29 protein-coding genes are annotated in these 26,601 nt (G+C 49.1%); 24 read left to right on the top strand and 5 right to left on the bottom strand.

Annotated features, from left to right (window positions below; all coding sequences use genetic code 11):
• Nucleotides 1-192: 192 nt before the first annotated feature.
• The 7 genes from IJ22_RS19595 (at nt 193) to iolB (ending at nt 6,998) form a co-directional block, all read left to right on the top strand.
• Nucleotides 193-1,473, top strand: a complete 1,281-nt coding sequence (locus IJ22_RS19595) for an urea ABC transporter substrate-binding protein (RefSeq protein ID WP_201023568.1) — start codon at nt 193-195, stop codon at nt 1,471-1,473.
• Between the two features lie 108 nt (nt 1,474-1,581).
• Entirely contained in the window at nt 1,582-2,463 is an 882-nt protein-coding gene (locus tag IJ22_RS19590) for an ABC transporter permease subunit (RefSeq protein ID WP_235594176.1), read from the top strand.
• A gap of 6 nt (nt 2,464-2,469) precedes the next feature.
• Nucleotides 2,470-3,528 (top strand): ABC transporter permease subunit, encoded by a 1,059-nt coding sequence (locus IJ22_RS19585; RefSeq protein ID WP_062410018.1) that lies wholly within the window; start codon nt 2,470-2,472, stop codon nt 3,526-3,528.
• Nucleotides 3,509-4,270 carry an ABC transporter ATP-binding protein gene (locus IJ22_RS19580; RefSeq protein ID WP_054818349.1) on the top strand — a complete coding sequence of 254 codons (762 nt, stop codon included), beginning with the start codon at nt 3,509-3,511 and terminating at the stop codon, nt 4,268-4,270. Before IJ22_RS19585 ends, IJ22_RS19580 begins: the two co-directional genes overlap by 20 nt.
• Before the next feature lie 59 nt (nt 4,271-4,329).
• Nucleotides 4,330-5,028, top strand: coding sequence for an ABC transporter ATP-binding protein (locus tag IJ22_RS19575; RefSeq protein ID WP_062410017.1), 699 nt, complete (start codon nt 4,330-4,332; stop codon nt 5,026-5,028).
• Nucleotides 5,029-5,083: 55 nt separating this feature from the next.
• Complete coding sequence (locus IJ22_RS19570) at nt 5,084-5,998, top strand: acetamidase/formamidase family protein (RefSeq protein ID WP_062410016.1); 915 nt, start codon at nt 5,084-5,086, stop codon at nt 5,996-5,998.
• A 217-nt stretch (nt 5,999-6,215) separates the two neighbouring features.
• The gene (iolB, locus tag IJ22_RS19565) at nt 6,216-6,998 is read left to right on the top strand and encodes a 5-deoxy-glucuronate isomerase (protein WP_062410015.1); all 783 of its coding nucleotides are present in this window, start codon (nt 6,216-6,218) and stop codon (nt 6,996-6,998) included.
• Between the two features lie 8 nt (nt 6,999-7,006).
• Here the strand turns inward: iolB and IJ22_RS19560 are convergent, their stop codons facing one another.
• Complete coding sequence (locus tag IJ22_RS19560; RefSeq protein ID WP_145862552.1) at nt 7,007-7,282, bottom strand: hypothetical protein; 276 nt, start codon at nt 7,280-7,282, stop codon at nt 7,007-7,009.
• A gap of 85 nt (nt 7,283-7,367) precedes the next feature.
• Here IJ22_RS19560 and IJ22_RS27080 point away from each other — a divergent pair, with 85 nt between their 5' ends.
• The 17 genes from IJ22_RS27080 (at nt 7,368) to IJ22_RS19480 (ending at nt 23,699) form a co-directional block, all read left to right on the top strand.
• Nucleotides 7,368-7,898 (top strand): CNNM domain-containing protein, encoded by a 531-nt coding sequence (locus IJ22_RS27080; RefSeq protein ID WP_335338477.1) that lies wholly within the window; start codon nt 7,368-7,370, stop codon nt 7,896-7,898.
• Nucleotides 7,899-7,915: 17 nt separating this feature from the next.
• Complete coding sequence (locus IJ22_RS27075; RefSeq protein ID WP_335338476.1) at nt 7,916-8,548, top strand: hemolysin family protein; 633 nt, start codon at nt 7,916-7,918, stop codon at nt 8,546-8,548.
• Between the two features lie 269 nt (nt 8,549-8,817).
• The gene (locus IJ22_RS19550) at nt 8,818-9,987 is read left to right on the top strand and encodes an ABC transporter substrate-binding protein (protein WP_062410013.1); all 1,170 of its coding nucleotides are present in this window, start codon (nt 8,818-8,820) and stop codon (nt 9,985-9,987) included.
• A gap of 132 nt (nt 9,988-10,119) precedes the next feature.
• Nucleotides 10,120-10,983 carry a branched-chain amino acid ABC transporter permease gene (locus IJ22_RS19545; RefSeq protein WP_062410012.1) on the top strand — a complete coding sequence of 288 codons (864 nt, stop codon included), beginning with the start codon at nt 10,120-10,122 and terminating at the stop codon, nt 10,981-10,983.
• 20 nt (nt 10,984-11,003) lie between these two features.
• Entirely contained in the window at nt 11,004-11,954 is a 951-nt protein-coding gene (locus tag IJ22_RS19540) for a branched-chain amino acid ABC transporter permease (protein ID WP_062410011.1), read from the top strand.
• Nucleotide 11,955: 1 nt separating this feature from the next.
• Complete coding sequence (locus IJ22_RS19535; RefSeq protein ID WP_054818346.1) at nt 11,956-12,717, top strand: ABC transporter ATP-binding protein; 762 nt, start codon at nt 11,956-11,958, stop codon at nt 12,715-12,717.
• Nucleotides 12,717-13,433, top strand: a complete 717-nt coding sequence (locus IJ22_RS19530; RefSeq protein ID WP_062410010.1) for an ABC transporter ATP-binding protein — start codon at nt 12,717-12,719, stop codon at nt 13,431-13,433. Before IJ22_RS19535 ends, IJ22_RS19530 begins: the two co-directional genes overlap by 1 nt.
• 278 nt (nt 13,434-13,711) lie before the next feature.
• Nucleotides 13,712-14,494 carry a carboxypeptidase-like regulatory domain-containing protein gene (locus IJ22_RS19525; protein WP_054818344.1) on the top strand — a complete coding sequence of 261 codons (783 nt, stop codon included), beginning with the start codon at nt 13,712-13,714 and terminating at the stop codon, nt 14,492-14,494.
• A 46-nt stretch (nt 14,495-14,540) separates the two neighbouring features.
• The gene (locus IJ22_RS19520) at nt 14,541-15,791 is read left to right on the top strand and encodes a glycosyltransferase family 4 protein (RefSeq protein ID WP_062410009.1); all 1,251 of its coding nucleotides are present in this window, start codon (nt 14,541-14,543) and stop codon (nt 15,789-15,791) included.
• Nucleotides 15,788-16,945 (top strand): glycosyltransferase family 61 protein, encoded by a 1,158-nt coding sequence (locus IJ22_RS19515; protein ID WP_054818340.1) that lies wholly within the window; start codon nt 15,788-15,790, stop codon nt 16,943-16,945. Before IJ22_RS19520 ends, IJ22_RS19515 begins: the two co-directional genes overlap by 4 nt.
• A 192-nt stretch (nt 16,946-17,137) precedes the next feature.
• Nucleotides 17,138-17,929: a GDSL-type esterase/lipase family protein gene (locus IJ22_RS19510; RefSeq protein WP_062410008.1), complete on the top strand. Its 792-nt coding sequence runs from the start codon at nt 17,138-17,140 to the stop codon at nt 17,927-17,929.
• Nucleotides 17,930-17,940: 11 nt separating this feature from the next.
• On the top strand, nt 17,941-18,852 hold the full coding sequence (locus IJ22_RS19505) for an ABC transporter ATP-binding protein (RefSeq protein WP_062410007.1): 912 nt from the start codon (nt 17,941-17,943) through the stop codon (nt 18,850-18,852).
• On the top strand, nt 18,845-19,825 hold the full coding sequence (locus IJ22_RS19500) for an ABC transporter permease (protein WP_062410006.1): 981 nt from the start codon (nt 18,845-18,847) through the stop codon (nt 19,823-19,825). Before IJ22_RS19505 ends, IJ22_RS19500 begins: the two co-directional genes overlap by 8 nt.
• Nucleotides 19,826-19,937: 112 nt before the next feature.
• The gene (locus IJ22_RS19495) at nt 19,938-20,837 is read left to right on the top strand and encodes an aldo/keto reductase (protein ID WP_054818339.1); all 900 of its coding nucleotides are present in this window, start codon (nt 19,938-19,940) and stop codon (nt 20,835-20,837) included.
• A gap of 23 nt (nt 20,838-20,860) precedes the next feature.
• Complete coding sequence (locus IJ22_RS19490; protein ID WP_054818338.1) at nt 20,861-21,505, top strand: LytTR family DNA-binding domain-containing protein; 645 nt, start codon at nt 20,861-20,863, stop codon at nt 21,503-21,505.
• Between the two features lie 132 nt (nt 21,506-21,637).
• Nucleotides 21,638-23,152, top strand: coding sequence for a succinyl-CoA:acetate CoA-transferase ScpC (locus IJ22_RS19485; RefSeq protein WP_062410005.1), 1,515 nt, complete (start codon nt 21,638-21,640; stop codon nt 23,150-23,152).
• A gap of 127 nt (nt 23,153-23,279) precedes the next feature.
• Nucleotides 23,280-23,699, top strand: coding sequence for a YkvA family protein (locus IJ22_RS19480; protein ID WP_062410004.1), 420 nt, complete (start codon nt 23,280-23,282; stop codon nt 23,697-23,699).
• 95 nt (nt 23,700-23,794) lie between these two features.
• Here the strand turns inward: IJ22_RS19480 and IJ22_RS19475 are convergent, their stop codons facing one another.
• The 4 genes from IJ22_RS19475 to IJ22_RS19460 form a co-directional block, all read right to left on the bottom strand.
• The gene (locus tag IJ22_RS19475; protein WP_145862551.1) at nt 23,795-25,309 is read right to left on the bottom strand and encodes a LysM peptidoglycan-binding domain-containing protein; all 1,515 of its coding nucleotides are present in this window, start codon (nt 25,307-25,309) and stop codon (nt 23,795-23,797) included.
• A gap of 108 nt (nt 25,310-25,417) precedes the next feature.
• Complete coding sequence (locus IJ22_RS19470) at nt 25,418-25,852, bottom strand: Hsp20/alpha crystallin family protein (protein WP_054818336.1); 435 nt, start codon at nt 25,850-25,852, stop codon at nt 25,418-25,420.
• A gap of 24 nt (nt 25,853-25,876) precedes the next feature.
• A complete protein-coding gene (locus IJ22_RS19465) occupies nt 25,877-26,119 on the bottom strand; it encodes a spore germination protein (RefSeq protein ID WP_054818335.1) in 243 nt (80 codons plus the stop codon).
• A gap of 12 nt (nt 26,120-26,131) precedes the next feature.
• Entirely contained in the window at nt 26,132-26,410 is a 279-nt protein-coding gene (locus IJ22_RS19460; RefSeq protein ID WP_054818334.1) for a spore germination protein, read from the bottom strand.
• Nucleotides 26,411-26,601 lie beyond the last annotated feature (191 nt).

The raw sequence follows: 26,601 nt of genomic DNA, 5'->3' as shown, positions 1-26,601 counted from the left end.
CATAAGAAGTTGGTTAGACCAAGTTTAATGTTATATAATATAACAAAATTTTTTACACACTTCTGGTCTGACCAAGTTTCTTCAGATGATCACACGGGGGGGACACGTATTTCGGCATAGAGAATGGGATGGTCAATCAGGAATGAAGTAAGGCCGGAAATTAAAAAAATGATCAGGAGGTACATACATCTTATGACCCATTCATATCGCAAATTGTTAAAACCTAAGACCTTCATTAGCGCTGCTCTAGTCTTGTGTATGTCCATGTTGGCCGCTTGCGGTTCTTCTTCTCCGTCCTCATCCGATTCCGGATCGGATGCAAGCAATTCTCCCATTAAGCTCGGAGTATTAGAGGATCGCTCAGGCGATTTTGCTCTGGTAGGTATGCAAAAATATCATGCGGCCGAGCTGGCTGTCGATGAAATCAATAAAAGCGGAGGGCTATTGGGCAGGCAAATTGAAATCGTGGCTCCCGATACGCAGTCAGACAACCAGCGTTATCAGGAAATGGCCCGCAAATTGATTCTCGAGGACAAAGTCGATGTGGTGATGGGCGGATATACCAGTGCATCCCGCGAGGCGATCCGTCCGATTATGGAACAAAACAAAATGCTTTACTTCTATAACAATCAATACGAAGGCGGCGTTGCCAGCAAATATACGTTTGCTACCGGCGCCGTGCCGGAGCATCAAGTCGTGACACTGATCAAATCCATGATCAAGAAGTACGGACCGAATATTTACACGATTGCGGCTGATTACAACTTCGGCCAAATTACGGCTCAATGGGTGAAGAAAACGGCGGAAGAAAACGGCGGCAAAATCATTGGCGAGGAATTCATCCCGTTAAGCGTATCTCAGTTCAGCAGCACCATCAGCAAGATTCAGCAGGCCAAACCGGATGTCCTGGTGACATTGCTGGTAGGCGTTCCCCAGTCATCTTTCTATGAGCAGTGGTCCAAATCCGGTATCAAGGGTCTGCCGATGGCCACGACGGTCAATATGGCTCAAGCCTACGAGCACAAGCGGTTCAAACCGCCGGCCTTGGCGAATATGTATGTCACGGCAACCTTTATGGAAGAGTTGGAGACGCCGGAGGCGAAGGCTTTTGTGAAAAAATGGCGCGAGAAATTCCCGGATGAGCCGTATATCGGGATGGAAGCGGAAGCCCAGTACACAGGCGTTTATTTATGGGCGGAGGCCGTCAAAAAAGCGGGAACCGTAGAGAAGGAAGCGGTAATCAAGGCGCTTGAAAGCGGGATTAGCGTGGATTCCCCGTCGGGAAAAACAACCATTGATCCAAAAACGCACCATGCGATTAAGAATGTGTATTTGGCGCACGCGGACGAGAATCATAAGATCACCTTCCCCGAAACCTTCGAGAATGTGGTGCCGGACTGGTTGTCCAAAGAGAAGGGCGTCGATTTGACAACGAAAGCGGACAACAAACAATATACACCTTTGGATAAATAGAAATACAACATGCGGCTTTGGGTTTGGCCTGGCGGATACCGGTGTGCGGATATCGCTTAGGGCAGCCCTCGCAAGCATCGGGTAGAAGTTCGGAAAGGAGGCGGCCCGGTGAATTTTCTCTTTAGTATCTTCAACGTATCTTATCAGCTCATGGACAGCTTTGCTTTCCTGATCATATCGGCGATAGGCTTGGCGATTATATTCGGTATGATGGGCATCGTCAATCTCGCTCATGGAGAGTTTATCATGCTCGGAGCGTATATTACGACATTGCTGGCGCACTCCCGTGTTCCATTGCCGTTGGCGGTTGTCGCGGCGACAGTTTTCGTAGCGATCTTCGGTTACATTGTTGACCGTTTAATTATTCGTTACCTGTATGGCCGTCCGTTGGATTCGGTAGTAGCGACCTGGGGGATCAGTCTTATTTTGGGCCAGGGCATGCTTATTCTTATGGGTCCTTCTTTACAGGGCATCTCGACTCCGCTCGGTTCCTTTACTTTAGGCGATGGATCCTATTCCTACTACAGGGTGGTTTTATTTGTTTGTGCTTTGGCTCTGCTGTTTTTCATGTACTGGTTGTTTATGCATACAGAGTTTGGACTAAGGTCCAGAGCGACGATGCAAAATCGCGCGGTTGCGCAAAGTTTGGGAACCAATACTTCCAGGATGTATACCATTACCTTTATGCTGGGGTCGGCATTCGCCGGGCTGACAGGCGGCCTGTATGCTCCGACGATGTCGATTTCGCCGACGTTCGGGTCCAGCTTCATTATGCCGAGCTTTGTTACGGTGATTGTCGGCGGCGCGAATCCGCTGGTGGGCACTTTATTATCCGGAGGCGCCTTGTCGGCAGTGAACAGTGTGCTGTCCATGCTTTATGGCACGCTGATCGGCAAATTGGGTCTTTTGGTCGTAGCGATTCTTTTCATTCGAATATTCCCGCTTGGTTTTTCAGGACTGATCGAGAAAAAATTAATGCGGGGGAGGTAACGGGCAATGAAATTTCGGTTGAATGCGGAGAATGTCATTGCGGTCTTGCTTTTTGCCGCCTTTATCTTGATTCCGTTGTTTGCATCCGCATATAAAGTGTTGAATGTGGCTAACTTCATGATTTCGGTGTTTCTGTCATTAAGTCTGGCTTTGATTTGGGGCTATACCGGGATTTTCAGCTTCGGTCAAACGATCTTTTTCGGTATCGGCGGTTATGTTTACGGCATTCTTTATTTAAATGTGGGCGAACCTTCCTTTACTCCCGTTGCTCTTGTCGCAGGCGTATTGGCGGCAGGCGTCGTGGCCTGGATTCTCGGTTATTTTATGTTCTACGGAGGAGTGAACGACGTTTTCGTCGGGCTGATTACGTTGTGCGTTACGCTCGTTCTGGAAACCTTCATGGCGCAGACGGCGGGCTCTGAATGGAAAATCGGCGACGTGCTGTTGGGAGGCTATAACGGGATCAACGGCATTCCTACCGTTTCCATCGGGTTCGGGGAAGCCTTGTTCACTTTCAACGGCAATAGCTTTTACTATTTAGTTCTCTTTTTGCTCATAGCCATATACCTTCTGCTTCGTTATCTGGTCGTTTCGAGGTGGGGATACGCGCTTCTCGCGATTCGGGAAAACAGAGAACGCAGTCATATGTTCGGGTATAATGTTCCCAAAATTCAGACGATGGTATTCACGTTAAGCGGCATGATAGCTTCATTAGGCGGCATTTTATATGCGGCATGGGGCAACTATATGACACCCTCCACCATGGGTCTGGCTGCAGCGACGCTGCCCGTCGTCCTTGTGGCAGCCGGAGGACGGAAGAACTTAACGGCGGCTATGGTTTTCACCCTGATTTATTCCTGGTTTTCCCAATATCTTTCCTCAAGCGGAAATCAGTTTGCCTTAGTCATTCTCGGCGTTTCGCTCCTGCTTGTCGTCAGGTTCGTTCCGGAAGGAATTATTGTCGAGCTTTTCAAAGGACTGGACCGCCTATTTTTTAACCGGAAAAAGGACGTGAATCCTATGCAAGTGATGAAGGAGGGTATCCATGGGAAATCTACGATCTGAAATTTCGCCGGTTTTGGAGCCCCCCCGGAAGGAAACGCTGCTGGAACTCCGGAACGTTGTCAAGCAGTTTGGCGGGTTAAAGGCGGTGGATGGCGTCAACATGTCGGTCAGGCGCGGTGAGCTGCGCTGCCTGATTGGTCCTAACGGTGCAGGCAAGAGTACCGTGTTTAAGTTGATTATGGGGATCTATCCTCCAACCCAGGGACATATACTGTTCAAAGGAAACGACATTACGAAATACGATACTTGGAAGAGGGCGCGTATGGGAATCAGCATTAAAATGCAGGTTCCCGGTGTATATGGAGAACTTTCATTGCGGGATAACATGCGGATCGCCACTCAAAATTTCGTCGAGCCGGGCGATGTCGAAGCTGAGATTGACCGTCTGCTTTCTTTCGTAGGCATTGAACAATTAGGCAACCCTCAGGTCAGCAATTTGTCTCATGGGCAGCAGCAATGGCTGGAAATCGCTATGGCGCTTGCTTCAAAACCGGACATCCTGCTGCTGGACGAACCGGCCGCCGGAATGGGGCCTGAGGAAACGGAATTTACCGCACAATTGGTGAAAAAGATGAATGAATCCGGCATCACGATTTTGTTTATTGACCACGATATGGAATTTGTCCGGCGGATAGCCGAGAATGTGACGGTACTGCATTACGGAAAGCCTTTTGCGGAAGGGACGTTGAGCGAAATTGAAGCGAATGAGGAAGTCGTCAGAATCTATTTGGGCAAGGTTTAACATTGCGGCTAAAGACATCAGACGGCTCGGGCAGACTGTGAGCTTAAGGGGGAAACCGGATGATTAAGGTAGAGAAGCTGGTGTCGGGATACGGCAAGATCATGATCATTCGCGATGTGAATATTCACGTAAGGCAAGGGGAAATCGTGTCGATCATCGGACGTAACGGTGTAGGTAAAAGCACCTTTATGAAAACGCTGATTGGCCTGAATCATGCCAAAGAAGGAAAGATTTATTTCAAAGGACAGGACATTTCATCCAGCGCATCGCATGAAAGAGCTCGGATTGGCATCGGTTATGTTCCCCAGGGACACGGGATTTTTCCGAAATTGACGGTGGAAGAAAATTTGAAAATGGGTAGCCAAATTAATAAAAAGGAGGCCAATATCGACTTCGGCATATTATATGACTATTTTCCGAGATTAAGGGAGCGGCGAACCCAGAAGGCGGGCACGCTGAGCGGCGGCGAGCAGGCGATGCTCTCCATCAGCAGAGCTTTGGTCGGCAAACCGGAGCTGCTTTTATTGGATGAGCCTTCGGAAGGCATTCAGCCCAGTATTATTTTGCAAATCAGCGATATCATCAAACGGATTAATCGGGACTGGGGCTTGACCGTCCTGTTTGTGGAGCAGCATATCGGACTGATTCAACAGATGTCCGACCGCTGCTACGCGATGGATAAAGGGAGTATTGTAGGCGAACTCACGGCCGAAGTGATGGCCGATTACGATCAGATCAAACGCTATTTGGCCGTGTAGCCGAAAAACGTCGGTTATGAAATCAAATCTTATGGGATGAGGAGAGTCGAACCTAATGAAAGAAATCAGACAACCCGGAGCACATAGTTACGTATTCAGCCGTTATCTGGAGCCTATAGCCACAGTGAATCCGGGGGAAACCGTAGCCATCTATACGAGGGACGCCTTTGAAGATCGGGTTACGAAGGATACCGATATTCCGTCAAAAATATTGGGCAACTATTTAAATCCCCAAACAGGGCCGATCTTTGTCGAAGGGGCGGAGCCCGGCGATACGCTGGCAGTACACATTATGGACATAGAGCCGACCAGGGATTGGGCGGTTAGCGCGCATCTGCCTAACTTCGGCGGGTTAACGGCCACGAACACCACACGCACCTTGAACGAACCGCTTCCGGAGAAGGTGTTTATTTATAAACTGGAGGATAACGAGTTAACTTACAACAAGCGATTGAAATTTCCCTGGCGTCCGTTTTTAGGTACGATCGGTACGGCTCCGGAGCTTGAAGCGATATCCGCATTGACCCCGGCAGACCATGGGGGAAATATGGACGTACCCGATACGAAGCCGGGCAACACCGTTTATTTGCCTGTACGGGTGCCGGGAGCGTACTTCTTTACAGGAGATTGTCATGCAGGTCAAGGCGACGGTGAATTATGCGGTGTGGCTTTGGAGATTACGGCGAAGGTCACGCTGAAATTTGAATTAATCAAAGGGAAAGCCATTAAATGGCCCAGAATTGAAAGTTCCACGGAGCTTATGGTCGTAGGGAGCGCGCGTCCGATGGAGGATGCGGCACGCATCGCTTACGCGGAATTAATTGACTGGATGGTAGAGCTCGGCTGGGATCAATGGGAGGCCTATCAGGCGCTAACCCAAATCGGCAAGCTCCATGTCGGCAACATGGTAGACACTTATTATTCTTTGGTAGCCAAAATTGACAAGAAATACGCTCTGGTTCAGGATTAATGAAAAGAGAATCCGTATAAAAAGCCCTGGCGATTCTCCAATCCGAAGAATCCCCTTTAAGCAGACAAGTGTGCAAGAAGAGCACAACCGTTTACTTGGAGGGGCTTCTTCTTTATTTTCCTAAGCAAAAAACTATTGCTATGTAAGCGCTTATCACATAACATTATAAAATACACAATGTATACAATGATTTCCAAATAAAAAAGGAGTGGCAGCATTGGCTTATTTATTCAAAGCAAAGGAAGCGGCAGGGTATCAGGATATCATCACCGAAGACCACGATTTAAAATATGTTGCGTTCGGAAAAATATCCTTAACTGAAGGTGAAGACTATTCCAGCCAGACGGGCGGTTATGAAACGGCTTTAGTCCTTTTGACGGGTAAGGTGACGGTTGCTTGCGAGAATGAGAAGTGGACGGACCTGGGAGAAAGGAACAATGTATTTAAAGGGAAAGCAACTGCGGTGTACATCCCATGCCAATCCGGTTATCAAGTGACCGCGCAGTCGAATGATGTCCAAATCGCCGTATGCAAGGTTAAAGCGGAAAGCAAGTATGCGCCTTTCGTTGTCAGGCCGAACGAAGTCGTTGCCCACCCCCGGGGCAAGGAAACGTGGCGGCGGGAAGTCAATGATATTATCGGCGACAATGGCGAAGGCCGCGTCCACCGTATGATCCTGGGGGAGACCTATCTCCAGCCCGGGCATTGGTCAAGCTATCCCCCTCATAAATTTTCTTCAAATGAGCGGCATCTGGAAGCGTTTTTTTATTATCAATTCAATCCTGAGCAGGGGTATGGCATCCAAATGCATTACACGGAGGATCAAAGCATCGATCAAGCCTACGTAGTAAGACATGGAGACAGCTTCGCAGTGGATAGAGGATATCATCCGCTTAGCGCGGCGGGAGGGTATCCCATCTATTATTTGTGGGTGATGGCCGGAGACCATGGCAGGACGTTAGTGCCGTATTTTGATCCGGCTCATGAATGGCTGAAGTAAACGAATCATCAATGACCTGATGGCAATGCTCGATTGCAGTCGGGTCTTTTTTGACTTGCGGCGGTAAAGAAATCGATTGGGCTCGCAGCGGCAATCATATTCTCAAAAAAAACGGGATGAACGTTTGGTGTTTGGGAAATTCTGTTAAGGGATGGTCCGAGAAACTTGATATGTAAGTTATTTATTAGTAAATGTAAATTGGGGATGGGAAGTCCATGGCCGACTTTTCCGGAGATCATGTTCATCGTTTCGGGCAGCAGGCCATTGAAATAGACGCGAATCAAGGCAATTGATCCCTCCGTTGTGAATTTGAAGGATGCCTTTGCTTTTATATGATGGACAAGTACCATTAACGGAGGATGAACAAGCGTGGAGATTATCATTCTTATTATACTCGTAGCATTAAACGCCTTTTTCGCCGCGTCTGAAATCGCTTTGATCTCGCTGAACGATAACAAAGTGAAGCTGATGGCTGAGGAAGGGAACAAAAAAGCAAACCTGCTTTATCAGCTGCTGAAGGAGCCGAGCCGGTTTCTGGCTATGATACAAATCGGAATCACGCTGGCCGGATTTCTGGCGAGTGCCTTTGCGGCAGATAGCTTTGCCGGGAGCTTGGCCCGTTTCATTTATGAAATGGGAGTGCCGATCTCGCAGAATTTATTGGAAAAGATATCCGTGATCTTTATTACGCTGGTGCTGTCCTACTTCACGTTAGTATTCGGTGAATTGGTGCCCAAGCGGTTGGCCATGAAAAAAGCGGAAGCCATATCCATGATCGTGGTGCGGCCTTTGACCGCGCTGTCGGTGATCGCGTCTCCGTTTGTTAAACTGCTGACAGCCTCCACCAATGTGATGTTCGTCTATTCGGCGTGGATCCCCATGCCAATGACGAGCAGGTGACGGAAGAGGAAATCCGGATGATGGTGGATGTCGGCAAGGAGCGGGGAACCATTCAGGAAACCGAGAAAATGATGATCGACAATATTTTTGAGTTTGACAATAAAGTCGTCTCCGATATTGTGACTCACCGGACGAATATCGTGGCTATTCCGATCACGGCGACGCTCGAAGAAGTCGTGCAATTGATTCATATGGAGAAATATACGAGATTCCCGGTTTTTGAGAAGGGAATTGATAATATTGTAGGAATTCTACATGTAAAGGACATCATATTGTGTCTGGAAAGCCGTCATGAGCATGTTCTTGATATCAAGGATGTCATACGAGCACCGTATCTTGTTCCGGCGGCCAAGCGGATCGACGAACTGTTCAAGGACCTGCAGAAGAACAAGGTCCATATGGCGGTTGCCATTGATGAATATGGGGGAACAGCGGGTATTGTGACGATCGAGGATTTGCTTGAGGAAATCGTCAGCAATATTTTCGACGAGCATGATGAGGAAGAGAAGGAAGTCATCGCCATCGGTGAAAATACATTTATGGTACAAGGCTACACCAGTTTGGACGATGTGGAAAAATTGCTGGATATGGAACTGCCGACCGATGACTACGATACGTTAAGCGGGTTTTTGATAGGCCAATTGGGCTGAATACCCGAATTGGGCGAAAAACCGGTCCTGGAATGGAACGGCGTGGTCTTTAAGGCGGGGAAACGGATGAAAAACGGATACTAAAGGTAATCATTGACAAGTCAATGTGATCTAAAAAGCACGGACCTTCGGGTCGGTGCTTTTTGCTTATTTATTAATTGGAAACGTGCAGGAAAAGTGTCGAAATAGTAAGAGATTTGTTATTGACACTTTGTTAATAAATTTGTTACATTTTTTGTTATTAATACTTATTCAAAGGGAGATGCGACATGAGACAGAGAAAAGGCATGGGTACAGTTCTTTCCGCTGTATTGAGCTTGGCCTTATTGGCTGGCTGCGGTGCGCAGCCTGCGGCAACCAACGGCGGATCCGGGGCGGAAGCCGGAAATGGCGAACAGGTGGCTAAAATCGGTTACATCGGATTCCTTTCCGGAAGCGGGGCGGCCTATGGCGAAGCCCAAAAACAAGGTTTAGAGCTTGCTTTAACCGAGTTAAATGAAGCGAACAAAGGAAAATTAAAAATCGAGCTCATCACCGAAGATTCGGGAGGAAAGAAAGAAAGCGCTATCAATGCGGCCAATAAATTGATTAACCAGGATAAAGTCGTCGGGATCATCGGTCCGACCTTGTCCGGCGAAATGTTTGCGATTGGACCGGTAGCCAGTGAAGCGGAAACTCCGATTCTCGGAATCTCCAATACTGCCGAGGGCATTAACGACATCGGCGAATATGTATTCCGCAATTCCCTGCCTGAGTCCGTAGCGATTCCTGCCGCTATGGATGTGGCTGTGAAGAAGCACGGGATCAAGACAGCGGCTTTCATTTATGCGAAGAACGACGATTTCTCCGTATCCGGGTTTAAAACCATGAAGGCTACGGCGGAAAAGATGGGACTAACCAACCTGGGTGAAGAAACGTTCTCGAATGGGGATGTAGACTTCGCCGCACAGCTGACCAAAATCAAAGCAGCCAATCCGGATGCATTGTTCGTTTCGGCATTATATAAGGAAGGTTCTCTTGTTGTGAAAAAAGCACGCGAAATCGGTCTGAATGTACCGATTATCGGCGGCAACGGCTTTAACAATCCGCAAGTGTTGGAAATTGCCGGCCACGCGGCGGAAGGTCTTATCGTAGCCACGCCGTTCAGCCCGGACAAAAAAGACGAAAATGTACAAAATTTCGTGAAAAAATATGAAGAGAAATACGGCAAGAAACCGGATCAATTCGCGGCTCAGGCGTATGACGGGATGTATATCATGGCCCAGTCCCTTTTGAAAACGAATAAAGGCGGTGACCGTAACGCATTGCGTGACGAATTGGCCCAGCTGAAGGACTTCAATGGCGTATCGGGCAAGCTCTCCTTTGATGAAAAACGTAATCCGATCGGTGTGCCTGTCGTCGTTACGGTGAAAGCCGGCAAGTTTGTAACGTTCGAATAATCCACTCCATCTTTAGGCCCCCTTTGTTTAAGTTAATGAAGGTTTGAATAGTTAGGGAAACAAACAAGTTACCCGGGTGCTGCCCGGGTTGCTTGTTTCGTAAGCCCATTTTGAAAAAAAGGAGGAGACAGCGTGATTTGGCAGCAGCTCTTCAACGGATTGACCGTAGGAAGTACCTATTCATTGATCGCTATCGGCTATACGCTTATTTTCGGTGTGCTGCGCATTATCAATATGGCACATGGTCAGATCTTTATTTTCGGTTCGCTTGTGGGATTGAGTCTTACGGTTAATACCGGATTGCCGTTTATGGTCGCATTTCCCGTTGCGGTCATCGTATCGGGAATCTTGGGGCTTGTGCTTGAATTCACCGCGCTGCGGCCGCTAAGAAAAAAGAACGTACCGCATCTGGCGCCTCTAATCAGCACGATTGGTTTCGCCATCCTGATCGAAGAATTGACTCATATATTCTTTGGAGCGGATTCCCGGTCGGTGCCGAGTGTCGGAGCGGCCGTTTTCCATATAGGACCCGTGCAGATGCGCGCGGCGGATCTGATCATCATCGGCATCTCACTGTGTTTAATGGTCATTCTGAATTATTGGATTCAAAAGACCAAAATGGGTAAGGCGCTCAGAGCAACTGCGGAAAATACGGAAACCGCAGGGATTCTGGGCATCAATACGAACGCCGTCATTATTATGACCGTGGTGATTGCTTCGGCTCTGGGCGGCATCGCCGGCATGCTGATCGGTATTGCTTATTCGGCATTAATCCCGTCGATGGGTCTGACACTGGGCTTCAAAGGCTTGGCTGCCCTTATCCTTGGCGGAGTCGGCAGCATTCCCGGGGCCATGGTGTGCGGCGTGCTGATCGGCATGTCGGAAGTATTGGCCGTTGCTTATGGTGATTCCTCTTACAGGGATGCCGTAGCCTTCGGTATGATTATTGTCATCCTCCTCATCCGGCCGCAAGGTCTGTTTGGGAAAAAGGCGTAAAGGGGGATCATGAGAAGAAAATGGACTTTTTAAATCCTTATACGCTGCAGGTTTTCACCTTTTTGTTCCTGAATTTGATTTTGGCTATCAGTATTTATATTACGTTGTCTACGGGACAGCTTTCGCTTGGACATGCAGGGTTTATGAGTATTGGAGCGTATACCGCATCCATTGCTACCAAATCGGCGGATTTGCCGTTAATTGTGGCGTTAATTCTCGCAGTGATCATTACCGGGATTGTGGCTTTAATTATCGGTTATCCCACATTAAGACTTCATGGACTGTATCTGGCTATTGCTACCCTTGGTTTCGGCGAGGTTGTCCGGGTCATTATGCTGAACCTGGAAATCACCAACGGTGCGCTGGGTCTGACCGGATTGCAATCGATCGGAACGCGGTTATACGAGCTGGAGAAGTTAATTGGACTGGATGCATCCGTTTTGGGGATTTCCGTATCTCAAATGAAAGCCTTATCGACCTTAATTGCGATGATGCTTTTATTTATCGTTATTTTATTATGCCAAATTCGTCTGGACCGTTCCCGGGTCGGCCGGGCGTTCAGCGCCATCCGTGCGGATGAAACAGCGGCCCGCGCCATGGGCATCAATATTACGTATTACAAGATGCTGGCTTATTTGATCGGTTCCATGCTCGCGGGGCTGGGCGGCGGCCTCTATGCCCACATTACGACGAGCATCACGCCGGACGATTTCAATTATCACCGGGCTGTGGAAATATTATCGTTTGCCGTTGTCGGCGGTTCGGAAGTCATTATCGGTCCGCTCTTCGGGGCGGCGTTGTTAACAGGATTGCCGGAGTATTTGCGCGTTCTGGCCGAATACAAAATGATCTTCTACGGCACCTTGCTGATCCTCGTTATGGCGTTCCGTCCGCATGGCTTGATCACGGCCAGCACATTTGCCAAATGGAAACAACGCAAAAGCAAAACTTCCGGCAAAGGGGGGCTGTAGCATGCTGCTCGAATTGAAGCAAATTGGTAAAACATTCGGCGGGATTAAGGCGCTGTCGGATGTGAATTTCAGTCTGGACAGAGGCCAGATCCTTGGTTTGATCGGACCGAACGGGGCTGGAAAAACGACGATTTTCAACATGATCACGGGCATTTTTCCGCCGACGATAGGAAGCATCGTCTTTGACGGAACGAATCTGCTGCAGCTGCCTCCGCACAAAATTACGGAGCTTGGCATCGCCCGTACCTTTCAAAACATCCGTTTGTTCGGCCATATGAGCGCTTTGGAAAACATTAAGGTCGGGATGCATACGGTAACCAAATCCGGTTATTGGGCTTCTCTGCTGCATCTGCCCGGCCAAAAGAAAGAAGAAGCCCATGTACAGGAGCGTTCGATGAAGCTGCTTGAATTCGTCGGCCTGAAGGACGTCGCAGACATCCGATCCGATACGCTGGCGTATGGACAGCAGCGCAGACTCGAAATCGCCCGGGCGCTGGCGACGAATCCGAAGCTGCTTTTGCTTGATGAACCGGCGGCGGGAATGATCGAAAGCGAGACGCATGAGCTCATGAACCTGATCCGTAAAATCCGGGACAACGGTACGACGGTCCTGCTCGTCGAGCATGATATGCCGCTGGTCATGACCCTGTGCGATAGAGTGGTGTGCATCAATTTCGGCGTGAAAATTGCCGAAGGCTCACCTGAGGAAATCCAAAACCATCCTGATGTCATCGAGGCTTACCTCGGGAAGGAGGATGAGTGATGCTTGCGATCCAAAATCTCGAAACGTACTATGGCAATATTCGCGCATTAAAGGGCATTTCGCTTGAAGTGCCCGAAGGGAAAATCGTTTCTCTGATCGGTGCTAACGGGGCCGGGAAGACGACGCTGATGAAGACGGTAGCTGGTGTGCTTACGCCGCGGAGCGGTTCCATCACCCTTAACGGTAAGCAGGTGCAGGGAATGAAGCCTCACCAATTGGTCAAGGAAGGGCTGGCTTTGGTTCCGGAAGGCCGTCAGGTGCTGGCTCCGATGACCGTACTCGAGAACCTGGAGCTTGGCGCTTACCAGCGCAACGATCGCCAATGTATTCAACAGGATATCGAGAAGATGTTCGCCTGGTTTCCGATTCTGAAAGAGCGGGTGGACCAGCTTGCCGGAACGATGTCCGGCGGACAGCAGCAAATGCTTGCCATCGCGCGTGCGCTGATGTCCCGTCCGAAGCTGCTGCTGCTCGATGAGCCTTCTATGGGATTGGCTCCGATCATTGTTTCCGATATCTTTAAGGTCATCCGGCAGATCAATCAAGAAGGAACGACGGTGCTGATCGTGGAGCAGAACGTTCGGCAGGTGCTCAAGATAGCCGATTACGGTTATGTTCTCGAATCCGGACAAATCGTTCTGAGCGGCGAGGCGCAGGATTTACTTCACAATGATAGGGTGAAAGACGCGTATCTGGGTGGAAAGAAGCATGCTTGAGAGATGACCGATCCACCCGATGGTTAACAAGGGCAGTCCGAATGATATTTTCATTCGGGCTGTCTTTTTTCTATGCATACAGATTCGAGTAGATAGAGCCGCCCGGACCCCGGCGATCTTAAAAATGAAAGACGTAGTCTATTGCCGTTTCAATATATTTTTCTATCACATATTTTGATATAAAGTCCGGGGAGCTTACGCACCTTCCGGGTTTGACCACGATCTGTTCGTCCATCAAAGGGTGGCAACAACAAAATCAAAAAAACGGAGGGATGTTGATGAGCGCTATATTTACGGACCGTTATCCTGATGGATGGCTTTCCAAGTATTTTGTCATTCCATTGCCTCCTATCAGGAGAACAACAGCTTTAATCATTTCCGGACGCAGACACCCATGGCCTGAACAACTCACGATCTCCGTTTATATCAATGGTGAACTGATGGATCAGGCAGAGATCCAAGAAGGCCATTTCACCATGCAAACGAAAATGAAACCCGTAATGCAGGGAAAGCTGCTGATTATCTCCAGCTCTGTTTTTGTACCGAAGGATAAAGGGATCAGCGAAGATACAAGGAAACTCTCCTTTTTGCTTGATGATATCGTCATTCCCGAACTGCCTGATGCGATGGAACCGTATCATGATCTGCTCGATTTCAAGCCAAGAAACATTTTTAACTGCACAGACGAACCCCTATGGGACCGGTTATCCTTCATTCTTGCCGATACGTATAAAATTCCCGATAAAGAAATGCTGCATCCATTTAAGAACAGTTTGTGGTGGGACAAGAGGTCTGACAGCCTATCCTCTATAAGCGGTATGGTGTATGACAAATTTACGGGACGGTTTTTAACGGAGGGGACGGTTCAGATATTCAACAAAGACCAAATCCTGGTCAGGAAAATAGGGATTAATAAGAAGGGGTACTATCAGTGTAAGGGGCTGCCGGCCGGAGCATACCAAGTGGTAGGCCAATCCAGTCGATATGGTGATCAGATCATTAGGGTTCATATGGATGGCTTTTCTAAGGTAATCCATATTCCCATGCTGCCGCATTCATAACAAACAGGCTCTTGACAGCTGGGGTACCGATAAGGAGGTTTCATTTATGAAAATCTTGCTTGTCACCTACTGGTTTGTTCCTCATATAGGTGGAGTCAATACGTACTTAAACGTGCTGAAACAAGGCTTGGAAAAACTCGGACATCAGGTGGACATACTGGCCCATCATCCGGATATGAATAAAATTTATCGATTGAGTGATCAGCCCACGATAGAAAAAAATCCCATTTTGTTTCCTGTGCACGACATCATGATGGACTATTTTGACCAGGAGCTTCCGGAATTGGAGCCTTGGGCCCGCTTTCGGGAGATTGAGCGATATGTGTTTGAAATGGCATCGGCCTTGATCGGCCTGGATCAATATGATTTGATTCATACGCATGACGTCATTTCCACCAGAGCGATTTCCCGGGTTAAACCTGTACAAGCTGCCCATGTCGCCACCATTCACGGGCTGCTGAATGAAGAGTTTTTTTTGACCAAGGAAATCGCGGATACCGGGTCTTCGAGCTGGCAATACAGCTTTATTGAGGAACATATGGGAGCATCCTCCGCAGATATCACGATATTTTCCAGCGAATGGCTCCGGAGAGAATATACGAACCGGTTTTTTGTTTCAAGCAATCATCTTGCCGTCATTCCTTATGGGCTGGATACCGCTTCCATTGTCGCCCAAGCGAACGGGAATCCGCGTGAAAACCGGATGAACGGTAAAATGGTAATCATTTGCCCGGCGAGATTAGTTTCTTATAAGGGACAGTCATATTTAATCGAAGCGCTTGGCAAGCTTTTGCACGAAAGGGATGATTTCATCTGTCAATTTGCCGGTGACGGTCCTGCAATGGAAGAGCTGGTTCCTATGGCGGATCAATTCCGTTTAACAAAACACGTGCAATTTTTAGGCAACCAGCAGGATATGATTCACTTGTATAAACAGGCGGATATCTTTGTCCTGCCAACCCTGATCGAGAACCATTCATTGGCCGTGATGGAGGCTCAGATTGTAGGTCTTCCCGTGATCACAACGCGTGTGGGAGGAAATGCGGAATTAATTATTCCGGACCATACGGGGCTGCTGGTTGAACCGCGCAATCCGGAAGAGCTGTATGAAGCGATAGTAAAACTGATGAACGATCCGTCTCTGCGGGTTCGATTGGCAGAAATGGGTAAACAATGGGCACGCAAATATTGGCATCCGCAAATCATGATTGATCGGACGGCAGAGGCATATGAGACGGCCCGGCAAATGAACAAAAGTCGTTATGGAAAGAATAAGAAACGGAGGGAAATCCATTGACCAGACCAGATGGGAGGCTTCTTCCTCCGGCAGGCTATTATCGGACCGTAGAGGAATGGTTCTCGGCGTGTCAATCGAATGGCAACCCGACGGAAGGAAACAAGCTGGATTTGTTTTCTGAACATGACAGTCAATTTAGTACACCTAAAGGGCTGGATGAAGCGTTCACTCCCCGGGAATATCACCAGCGTCTTCATCACAGCGCATTTGTGGCCGTTATCCCCGGCGGCAGGCTATGGGGACCGAGAGGCGCGGTCATCACGCCGGACAATAAACTGCTGTGGGATGTCTCCCTGGAATTTTGGGGATCTTCTCCCGAGCAGCACTCCGTTTTTCAACAAGCTGGCTTACCGCCTGTTGAACACTGCTCCGAAACGTTAGGCGTTCTCACTTATACGGCGAGCGATTCCTATTTTCACTGGATGCTGGACGTACTGCCCCGTATAGCATTGCTGAGAAAAACCGGTATAGCCATAGATAAATTTGTCTTCAATACCAACTACAATCCTCCCCCTTCCTTCCACACGGAAACTTTAGACATGCTCGGCATTCCCCCCGGCGCAAGACTAACGATCGGAACGGTTAATGTCCATCTGCAGGCCAAGCTTCTAGTGTCGTCGTTGGTCGGGTATCATTCCAATTATCCCCGATGGGCCGTCGATTTTCTTCGAGATGCGTTCTCGAAGTATTCCGGGGCGGGCGATGCCAACGAATACAAGAGGCTTTATATCAGCCGGGAGGACGCGAACTACCGAAAAATCACGAATGAAGACCAAGTGATGGACCTGCTCGGCAAATACCGTTTTCAAAAGGTCGTCCTCAGCAAATTGTCAGTAGAGCAGCAGATCCGAATCTTCTCATCCGCAGAAATCATTATTGCCCCGCATGGCGCGAACCTGACCAATCTTGTATTCTGTAAACGGGGGACAAAAGTCATTGAGATCTTTTCGCCATATTACATCAATACGATCTATTGGATCATGAGCAACCATGCCGGACTTGATTATTATTATTTCATCGGGAATAAAATGCAGCCGTCGAAAAGCTTGTTTGAATATAACAAGGTTAGAGAAGTAAGCCGAGCGGCACAGGGAATTGAAGTGGATATCGATCGGCTGAGGAGCATGATGAAACGCACAGGGATGGATATATGATAAACCCCAACGTATAGGTTACCCCGAACGCATAGGTTCGGGGTTTGGTTTTGGCAAAGGGAGACGCGAACTTGTTCGAACCGTATACGATGCCGTAGCGGTTGCAGACCGCATAGCTTATTTCAGCTTCTTTTCAGCTTTGTGTGCTATGCTCGGAAAAAAAGGGAAAGTGAGATGGGGGAAGGGAGCGAGATGAAAGAGAGATCGATTCAATGGCTTATGGCCGTGTCGGCCGTATCTTTTCTGGTCTGGATGGGAGGATTGGCGTGGACACTGCAGCATTATTTCAGCGATGCAGCGCCCGCTCCTATAGAGAGGGCTCCTGCAGCCCAGGACGAGCCGTATACACCCGTGGTGGAGGACGGGAGCTTCCGGGTGCTTGCGCTTGGCGATTCTTTGACCAGAGGGACGGGAGACCCGGAAGGAAAAGGCTATATCGGCTATATGCTGGATCGCCTCAAGGAGAAGTCGGAGCAAGAGATTGTGGTTGAGAATTACGGGGTAAACGGACAAACCTCCGGCCAATTGGCTTCGCTCCTTCGGGAAAGAGAACTGCAGGCTCAAGTGAAAGCCGCTGACGTCATTGTCATCAGTATAGGCGGGAATGACTTGTTCCGGGGCGGGGAAACACTGGGGCACCTGGATCCGGTGAAGATTCAGGAAATCGAGTCTGCCTATTTGCGCGAACTGGATGGAATTCTGAAGCAGCTTCGCGAGGAAAACGCCGCCGCACGCATTTTTCTGATCGGGTTGTACAATCCGTTCATTGAACTGCAGGAAACGGAAATCACAAGCAGGATCGTAAGAGACTGGAACTATAAAGCCGCCGAGGTCGCGTCCCGGTATCCGCAAACTGTCCTGGTTCCGACCTTCGACTTGTTTCAATTGAAGGTGCAGGATTATTTGGCGAGGGACTTGTTCCACCCTAATGCAGACGGGTACCGCTTAATCGGGGAAAGGGTCGCTTCGTTAATTACTTGGTAGGAGGTGGGCGCATGAGCGATATTACATTGTCGGTGCAGGGCCTGAGAAAGGTCATTGGGAAGCGGGAAATCATTCAAGGCCTCGACTTGGAGTTAAAGCGCGGCGAGGTGTTTGGTTTTTTGGGGCCGAACGGCGCCGGGAAAACGACAACCATTCGAATGCTGGTAGGGCTGATTAAGCCTACGGCGGGTTTCATTCGCATATGCGGCTATGATATCGATAAGCAGTTCCCCGAGGCGATGAAGAATCTGGGCTGTATTGTTGAAAATCCGGAGCTGTACTCCTACTTGAGCGGATGGAGTAATCTGCAGTATTTTGCCCGAATGATGGATGGGATTGACGAAACAAGGATTTCGGAAGTGGTTCAGTTGGTCGGGCTCGGCGCAAGAATCCACGATAAGGTGAAGACTTATTCGCTGGGTATGCGCCAAAGGCTTGGCATCGCTCAGGCTTTGCTGGGGAGACCGAAAGTACTGATTTTGGATGAACCGACCAATGGGCTCGACCCCTCCGGCATTCGGGAGATGAGGGAGTTCATACGCTATCTGGCGGAAAAAGAAGGCTTAAGCGTGCTGGTGTCCAGTCATTTGTTAAGTGAAATTCAAATGATGTGCGACCGCGTTGCGATTATTTCTAAAGGACGGGTCGTTCAAGTAGGCACGGTACACAGCCTTCTGGCTCGGCAGGAACGGGTCATCTGGCGGCTAGCTCCTATATCGAAGGGGATCCGGGTTTTGCAGGGGCTGGCCGGTTCGATACAGATGGAGGGGGATGCTGTGATTACCCCCTATATCGAACAGGAAGTCGGCAGGTGGAATCAAGCGCTGGTGGAAGCGGGAGTAACCGTGACGGAGATGAGCCGCAAGCTTCCCTCTCTTGAGGATCTATTCATAGAACTGACGGGAGGGCAAAGCATTGATTAACCTGATTTACAATGAAATGGTGAAGCTGACCGGAAAAAGAAGACTTCTGGTCGTTACGCTGATTATCGGGATTCTGATCTCCCTGTTTACATATGCACAGTATCGGCAGGCGGAAGAAAACCGCAAACGATTCGGCGATATCGATTGGCGTACGGCTTTGGAACAGCGCATCGCCAATTGGGAGAACCGGTTAACCAACCCCCGGACGACGGAGGAATCGCGCCAAAGTTTGGAGATTCGTATCGCGCAGCAGCGGTATTATTTGGATCATGACATTAATCCGTCCGAGCCGGGAGCTCCGACGTTCGCAAGGGGCTTTGTGGAGAACAGCATCAACCTCCTTCTGCCCTTAATGGTGATGGTGGTTGCTGCGGATCTGGTATCCTCGGAGCATAGCTCCGGAACGATGAAGGTGCTGTTGACGCGACCTGTAAGAAGATGGCGAATTTTGCTCAGCAAATATTTGGCGCTGCTTTTATCGGTGTCGTTCATTATTACGCTGTTCGGCTTGCTGTCGACCGTCATATCCGGGCTGGTGTTCGGCTTTCAGGGCTGGACAGCGCCGGTTCTTACCGGATTCTCAGTCAGCGGGGGGCAGCTGGATTCCTCGGGTGTGCGAATGGTACCCCAGTGGCAGTTTATCCTGATGGCGCTCGGTCTGGCGTGGTTTGTCTCGGTGGTGGTCGCTACGATTACGTTTATGCTCTCTGTCCTGGTTCGGAGCACCGCCGCCGTCATGGGGATCATGCTGGCTTGTCTTATTGCCGGGACGATTCTGAATGCGATGGTCGCTTCCTGGGAATCGGCCAAATATCTGTTTATGGTCAATCTGCAGCTTATCGATTACCTGGAAGATGCGGCTCCGCCGATCGCCGGCATGTCGCTGGGCTCCTCGCTGCTGGTGCTTTCGGTCTGGGGCGCCGCGGCGCTGGTGATTTCTTTTGCAGCGTTTACCGGACGGGATGTCTATTGAACCAAAGGATTCGCAGAGCTTTTTCGCTGCTGTCGATGAAGATCATATCATGTTATAATCCGGTTCATCAGGGAATAATACCATCCGATAAAAATCGAAGGAGGGGGAGAATATGGCTGCACTCAACCAGGATCAAATTCAACAGATCAAAGCGGTTAATGATCAACGTAAAGTCCGGCTTTCAGACGGAACTTTCGTACCTAGACTGGGTCAGGGAACCTGGCATATCGGGGATGACCCGGCGAAGAGAAAAGAGGAGATCCGAACCTTGAGACTCGGCGTGGAGCTCGGAATGTCTCTGATCGACACGGCCGAAATGTACGGCGAGGGAAGATCGGAGTCTCTGGTCGGGGAAGCGCTGGAAGGGATAAGAGATGAAGTTTTTCTGGTATCCAAGGTGTACCCGCATAACTCGGGACTGAACCGTATAGCCCGAAGCTGTGAGGACAGCCTGAGGAGGTTGAAGACGGACAGGCTTGACCTTTATCTGCTGCATTGGAGAGGGAGCGTTCCTTTAAGCGAAATGATCGAAGGCATGGAGCGCTTGGTTAAAGCGGGGAAAATTTTGCGATGGGGCGTTTCGAATCTGGATACGGACGATATGAAAGAACTGGTCCGTCTGGATAAAGGAACGCATTGTGTGACCAATCAGGTGCTTTATCATTTGGGGTCCCGCGGTATAGAGTATGACCTGCTTCCCTGGCAAAGAGAACGCCGCATGCCGATTATGGCCTACTGTCCTATAGCGCAGGCAGGCTCTTTAAGAAGAGGGCTGGTAGAAAACCCGGTCGTCAGGGAGATTGCCGAACGGCATGGGATTACACCTTTTCAGCTTCTTTTGGCATGGTGCATAAGAAGCGGTGACGTCATCGCCATACCTAAGGCATCGACAGAAGAACATGTTACAGCCAATGCCGCGGCAGGACGCATCGAATTAACGGAAGAAGATATAAAGAAACTGGACGAAGCATTTCCCGGCCCTTCCAGAAAAGTTCCTCTCGATATCGTATGATCGTGTTGAAGAAGGTGCGTGACATGGAACATTTTACAATGGATTCAATCTTTGAGGCGATAGGGGAGCTGTTCTCGGACGAAACCTCTATTGTCGTTTCAAACACTGAGGAATATGTGTATTACCGGCCAAGCAAAAGGATCAATCTTAAAATCAAGCCCGGCGACCCGATTAAAGAGGGGACCATTACGCATAAAGCGTTAACCGCCCGGCAAAAAATCTCCGAGTTTATTGACCGGGATATATTTGGCGTACCTTATTACGGCATGGCGGTGCCTATCATTCAAGAAGGCGTTTTAACGGGGTGTGTTTCTGCGATATTCCCGACCTTGACGACCGGAAAATCGGTAGTGACCGTAAAATATCACGACGGATGGGTTCCGATCCCTTTTCCGGAAGTAATGTATTTGGAGGCCAGCGACCGCAAAACCTATGTGGTGACCGAGAAGCTGTCCGGTACGCATAAATATACGCTGAACGAATTTGATTTCTTTTTGCCGAAGGATTACTTTGTGCGCTGCCATCGCTCCTATATCGTAAATGTAAACCACATCAAGGAAATTTATCCTGATACTCATTCGACGCTTGTGCTCATCATGAAAAACCAAACCAAAATCACGGTCAGTCAATCGTACACCAGTTATTTCAGGAAATTGCTCGCGTTCTGAAAAAAATCTCTGTTTCATCAGCCGATCTTTGTGCTCTATCCCGATTTTAATCCATTTCATCCGAAAAATCCTCTCCCTTGACGGCCATCGTTTAAAATAAATGCAAAGACTAGTCGATTGGGGGAGAGCCTTTTGGAAAGCGTTTATCATCGAATCAGAAACCAACACCTGCAATACAAAGTTGTTTCTGCGGAAGAAGCTGCTTCCTGGATTAAAGACGGTATGACACTGGGGCTGAGCGGCTTTACACGTGCAGGAGATGCGAAAGCGGTTCCCATGGCGTTAGCGGAACGCGCCAAAACCGAAAGATTGAAAGTGAATGTGTACACCGGCGCATCGCTGGGATCGGATATTGATAAATTATTCGCTGAAGTCGGCTTGCTGCATAAACGTCTTCCTTTCCAAGCGGACCCTACGATGCGAAAAAAGATTAATCAGGGAGAATTTTACTTTATAGATCAGCATTTATCGAAAACGTCTGAAATGGTTCGCGGCCAAGTACTGGAGCCGATTGATTTCGCTATTGTGGAAGCGATTGCAATCACGGAGGACGGGATGATTATTCCGTCGACTTCCGTAGGCAATTCGATGGTCTTCGCACAGCATGCGAAGTCCATTATCGTTGAAATCAACATGGCGCAGCCGCAGGCGCTGGAAGGGCTCCATGATTTATATGAGCCGGGCAGGCAAGGGGAACGTTTGCCTATCCCTATCACGAAGCCGGATGACCGGATCGGGTCCGTGGGAATACCGGTGGACATGGGTAAAATCCGGGGGATCGTCTTCACGAACCAGTCCGATTCTCCATCCACCATCTCTGTGCCGGACAAGGAGACGGATACGATCGCTCAGCACCTGATTTCCTTTCTGCGTAAGGAAGTTGAGGCGGGTCGCTTAACGAAGCGGCTTGCCCCTTTACAGTCCGGGATCGGATCGGTCTCCAATGCGGTCCTTCATGGTTTTCTGAAATCAGAATTTACGGATCTGGAAGTTTACTCCGAAGTATTACAGGATGCCGTCTTCGATTTAATGGATGCGGGTAAAGTCAGCTTTGCTTCCTGTTGCTCGATAACGCTGTCCGCCCCCGCCATGGAACGTGTGTTCCCTAACTTGGATAAATACCGCGATCGGCTCATTTTAAGGCCGCAGGAGCTCTCCAATCACCCTGAAGTGATTCGCCGTATGGGAATCATCGCGATCAACACGGCGTTAGAGTTCGATATTTACGGCAACGTGAACTCGACACATGTGATGGGAACGAACATGATGAATGGTATTGGAGGCTCGGGGGATTTTGCCCGAAACGCCCGTCTGGCGATTTTTGTAACGAAATCCACCGCCAAAGACGGAAATATATCGAGTATCGTGCCGTTTGTTTCTCATGTGGATCATACGGAGCACGATGTGGATGTGGTGGTCACCGAGCAAGGCTATGCCGATTTGCGCGGATTGGCGCCGAGAGAGCGTGCGGAGCTTATTATTGAACGGTGTGCGCATCCGATGTACCGCGAGCAGCTGAAGGAATATTATAATGAAGCCCTGACAAGGGGAGGGCAAACCCCTCATGTCCTGGAAAAGGCATTTTCCTGGCATACGAATTTCGCGCAGACCGGGACCATGCTCCACAAAATGCTGCAAACAGGATAAGAAAAGAAAGTGCCTTCACAGGCGTATGACGAGCTGGCCGCTTGGCCGGCTTTTTTGTGTGGGGGTTAAAGGAAATATACATCATCTATCGAAATTTGTATATGTTACGGAGAGGAGGGATTCAGATATGGGCAATTCCAAGTACGAAAAGCATTACTCGGAGACGGGACTGTGGTCAAAGCTGGGCAGGTATGCCAAGGATGCGGGAATGAAAGTGGTGTACTGCGGCTTGCTGCTTTTTTATGCGCTGGAGAGTCCCAACATCCCTTTAAAGACCAAGGTGCAAATCTATGGAGCGTTGGGCTATTTCATACTCCCTTTGGATATTGTGCCTGATCTGCTCCCTGTACTTGGGTACGTAGATGATTTAGGGGCGCTGATGTTGGCTGTTGGAACCGTCGCTATGAATATTGATGAAGCTGTGAAGCTGAAGGCGAAAAATAAATTAAAGGATTTCTTTAGCGAAGATGCCGATCAACATCCGGATATCATCGATGTGGATGCGCAGATCGTCGAGGATGGGGATTCGTCTCCCGCCAAGCCATGACGGACTCCGCATAAAGATCCGCTAGTCGTCAAAAGACTCCGGTATATAGGGCAAGGTGTCCATATAGCGGAGTCTTGAGCATGGAATAGCGGATGTTAAGTAACACTTTTGGCAATGACAAATTCATCGGCGAGCATTGTCCATATTTCGGGATCCTCCATCCCTAAACGCCAAAGGGCAATCCCGCGGATACCCAAACGGTGGGCCAGCTGCAGCTTGGCGCGAATGCTTGCAGCATTCTCAAACCATACCTCATGCTGATTTCCGGCTTCGTCTGTATATGCAAACATGGGCGTCTGCGTTTTCTGATCGAAAACGACCGTTTTATTATATTTTTTGGCACGTTCCATCGCCATGTCGTAAGTCACATACGTGTTCCGGTTGGTCGTTAAATTGAAATCAAAACCGAATACGGAAACGGCCGCCGTAATTTTTCTGCCCGGCATTTTGGTTAACGCATATTTGACGACGTTCTCCATCCATCCGATGGAAACCACCGGTCCGGGGCCGCTGCCGGGCCAACCGTGCTCGTTGTACAGCATGACGACAAATTCGTCGACGGCCGCCCCGATGACCGCATAATTGAAGGGAGCGGAAAAAGGATTTGTAGGAGCGTCCGAGGTTCGTGACGGGGTGGCGACGGAATAATAATACCCCCTGCTTTTTAATTCCCGTCCTAATTCTCTGTAGAAAGAGTTAAGCAGCTCGCGGTCTTCATAGTGGACATCTTCGAAATCGATATTTACACCGTCAAAGTTATAGTTTTGCAGGAGCGCGATGATATTTTGAATAAACGCTTTGCGGGTGTCGGGATTGGTCAGCATCCGCCGGATCACTTCTTTATTGACCTCCTGTTTTCCCCGTTCATACAGCAGATTATGGATGGTAGCGAGCATTTTAATATTGTGGAGGTGGCCTAGCCCCACGACCTCCCGCATATAAGCATCCTCAAATAAAGGAAACTTCTCGATTTGCTCCGGGTTTTCCCTGTCTATACGGAAATGGAACATGCCGATATTGGACAGCCTGTCTGTATTTTCCGAGAAGACCTTGTAAGAGCTGGGTAATGTCGGACCTTCTTCCTCCGTATAATAACCGAATATTTCCTGGATCGGCCGTTCTCCGTCGTGAGGGACCAGATTGACGATATCGCGGAAAATCCAGCCCGTCCGTCCATTGTACAGGCGAACCTGAACCCAATCCCCGGCGATGCCGGTCAGCGGAAGGCGGGCACCGCGATCCATTCGGGCGATGACCGGAAAAGCCGTCCCCGCGCTGCCGCGTACATTGGCGGTATCCGCATCGACGACGGCCTCCGTGTAGATGGGAATACGCAGCCGCTGACCCGGCCGGAGCGCGGCCGATGTCAGCCTGTTAAGCATCATGATCGCTTCTATCGTCGTATTAAATCTCAGTGCAATCGAGTAAAGCGAATCGCCGGGCTGCACGACATATTCAAACGGCACGGATACCGGAATGGTTAACGTTTGTCCGACGTACAAACCGGGTGCAGTCAGGTGGTTTGCTTTCATGAGCGCCTCTATAGCGACTCCAAACCGTCCGGCAATCAGATAAAGGGTATCGCCTCGTTGAACAACATAATTCAGCATGAGTTTCCTTCCTTTACCATTTGATCGTGTTATCGCACTATACTATGCCAAAAGCCCTCTAAGGAAAGCTTCTTTTTGGAGATGAGCGATATGGTTTTGGCGGAGAGCTTATTCAACCGATATTTTGGCTTCCCTGTACAAGGGGAGAGGGAATCTGAGGACGAGCATCCCCTCTGCCAATTTGGCGGATACCGTATTCCATTGTACCGGGTAAGGAAGGCGGATGCTGCGCTCGAAGGTACCCGTATATCGCTCCGACAGGATGGAATCCTCGATGGGTATTCTGTTATTTTTCATTCCTTTGATAATTAGCGAATCGCCAATCATCGTTAGATCCAATTCTTCCTTACGGATTCCGGGCAGCTCCACAAGAATGAAGGTTTCGTCGCTCGTACTGAAGATGTCCACCGGCGGGCTCCAGCTCTCGGGGGTTGTGGACAGGGGGTCGTCTTGATCATTGGAATCCATGATGGTCCCCCAAAAGTCACCGGTGGCGCATTGATTCGCCAATTCCATCCATTCTTTTACTTTCTTCATATTCATTCCGCTCACTCCCGAAGGAAGGACTTAAAACTGATTGGTCACCGGAGCCGAAGGGTTAGCGATTTGATCCTGATCGCTGATATCCGGATCTATAACAGCGTTAAACATGTTCGAGACCGTCAGGGAGATATCGCCCAGAGCAAAGTTGGCTCCGATCATTTTGGTGTTTGCAGTATGGCTGTTATGCACAGTTGCACCAATATCAATATTGCCGTTCTGCGTTACACCGTTTGTTTTCATATTAGCGATATTTATGAGAAAAGGCATGCACAAGTCCTCCTAGATTTGTTTGGCATTCACCTTATCTACGTTCCCGACTTCATTCTGATCATTGACGTCGGGATCCACGTAAATATTTTTCATGGTTGCAGTGGGCGGTGCATGATCGCCGTATGAGGAATTTTCGCCTGTTGTTTTGGAATTGGCGGTATGGCTGTTGTGAAACGACTCTCCAATGTTGACGGAACCATTGTTGGAGATGCTGTTGATTTTCATGGAGAAAATATTAATAACCGTAGACAATGCCCCCCTCCCCTGCCCGACCGTATTCTTTAACATTATATGCGGGAGTTGGCCCAGAGATTAAGATTTTTTCAAGAACGTGAAGGCGTTTAACTGATGCAGCGGAAGCTCCTGAAAAATCAGTTGTAATTTAAAAGAAATTATTTTAGAATCATAATGTCTTTGCTTTTGCCAACGTTGGCAAAAATATTTTGTAGCGTATCCACTCAATGGGTTTAGGAGGAAGC

The organism is Paenibacillus naphthalenovorans (genome assembly GCF_001465255.1).
In the GTDB taxonomy this organism is placed as follows: domain Bacteria; phylum Bacillota; class Bacilli; order Paenibacillales; family NBRC-103111; genus Paenibacillus_G; species Paenibacillus_G naphthalenovorans.
The sequence above is the reverse complement of the archived record's forward strand: the minus strand, read 5'-3'. Positions and strand labels throughout refer to the sequence as shown.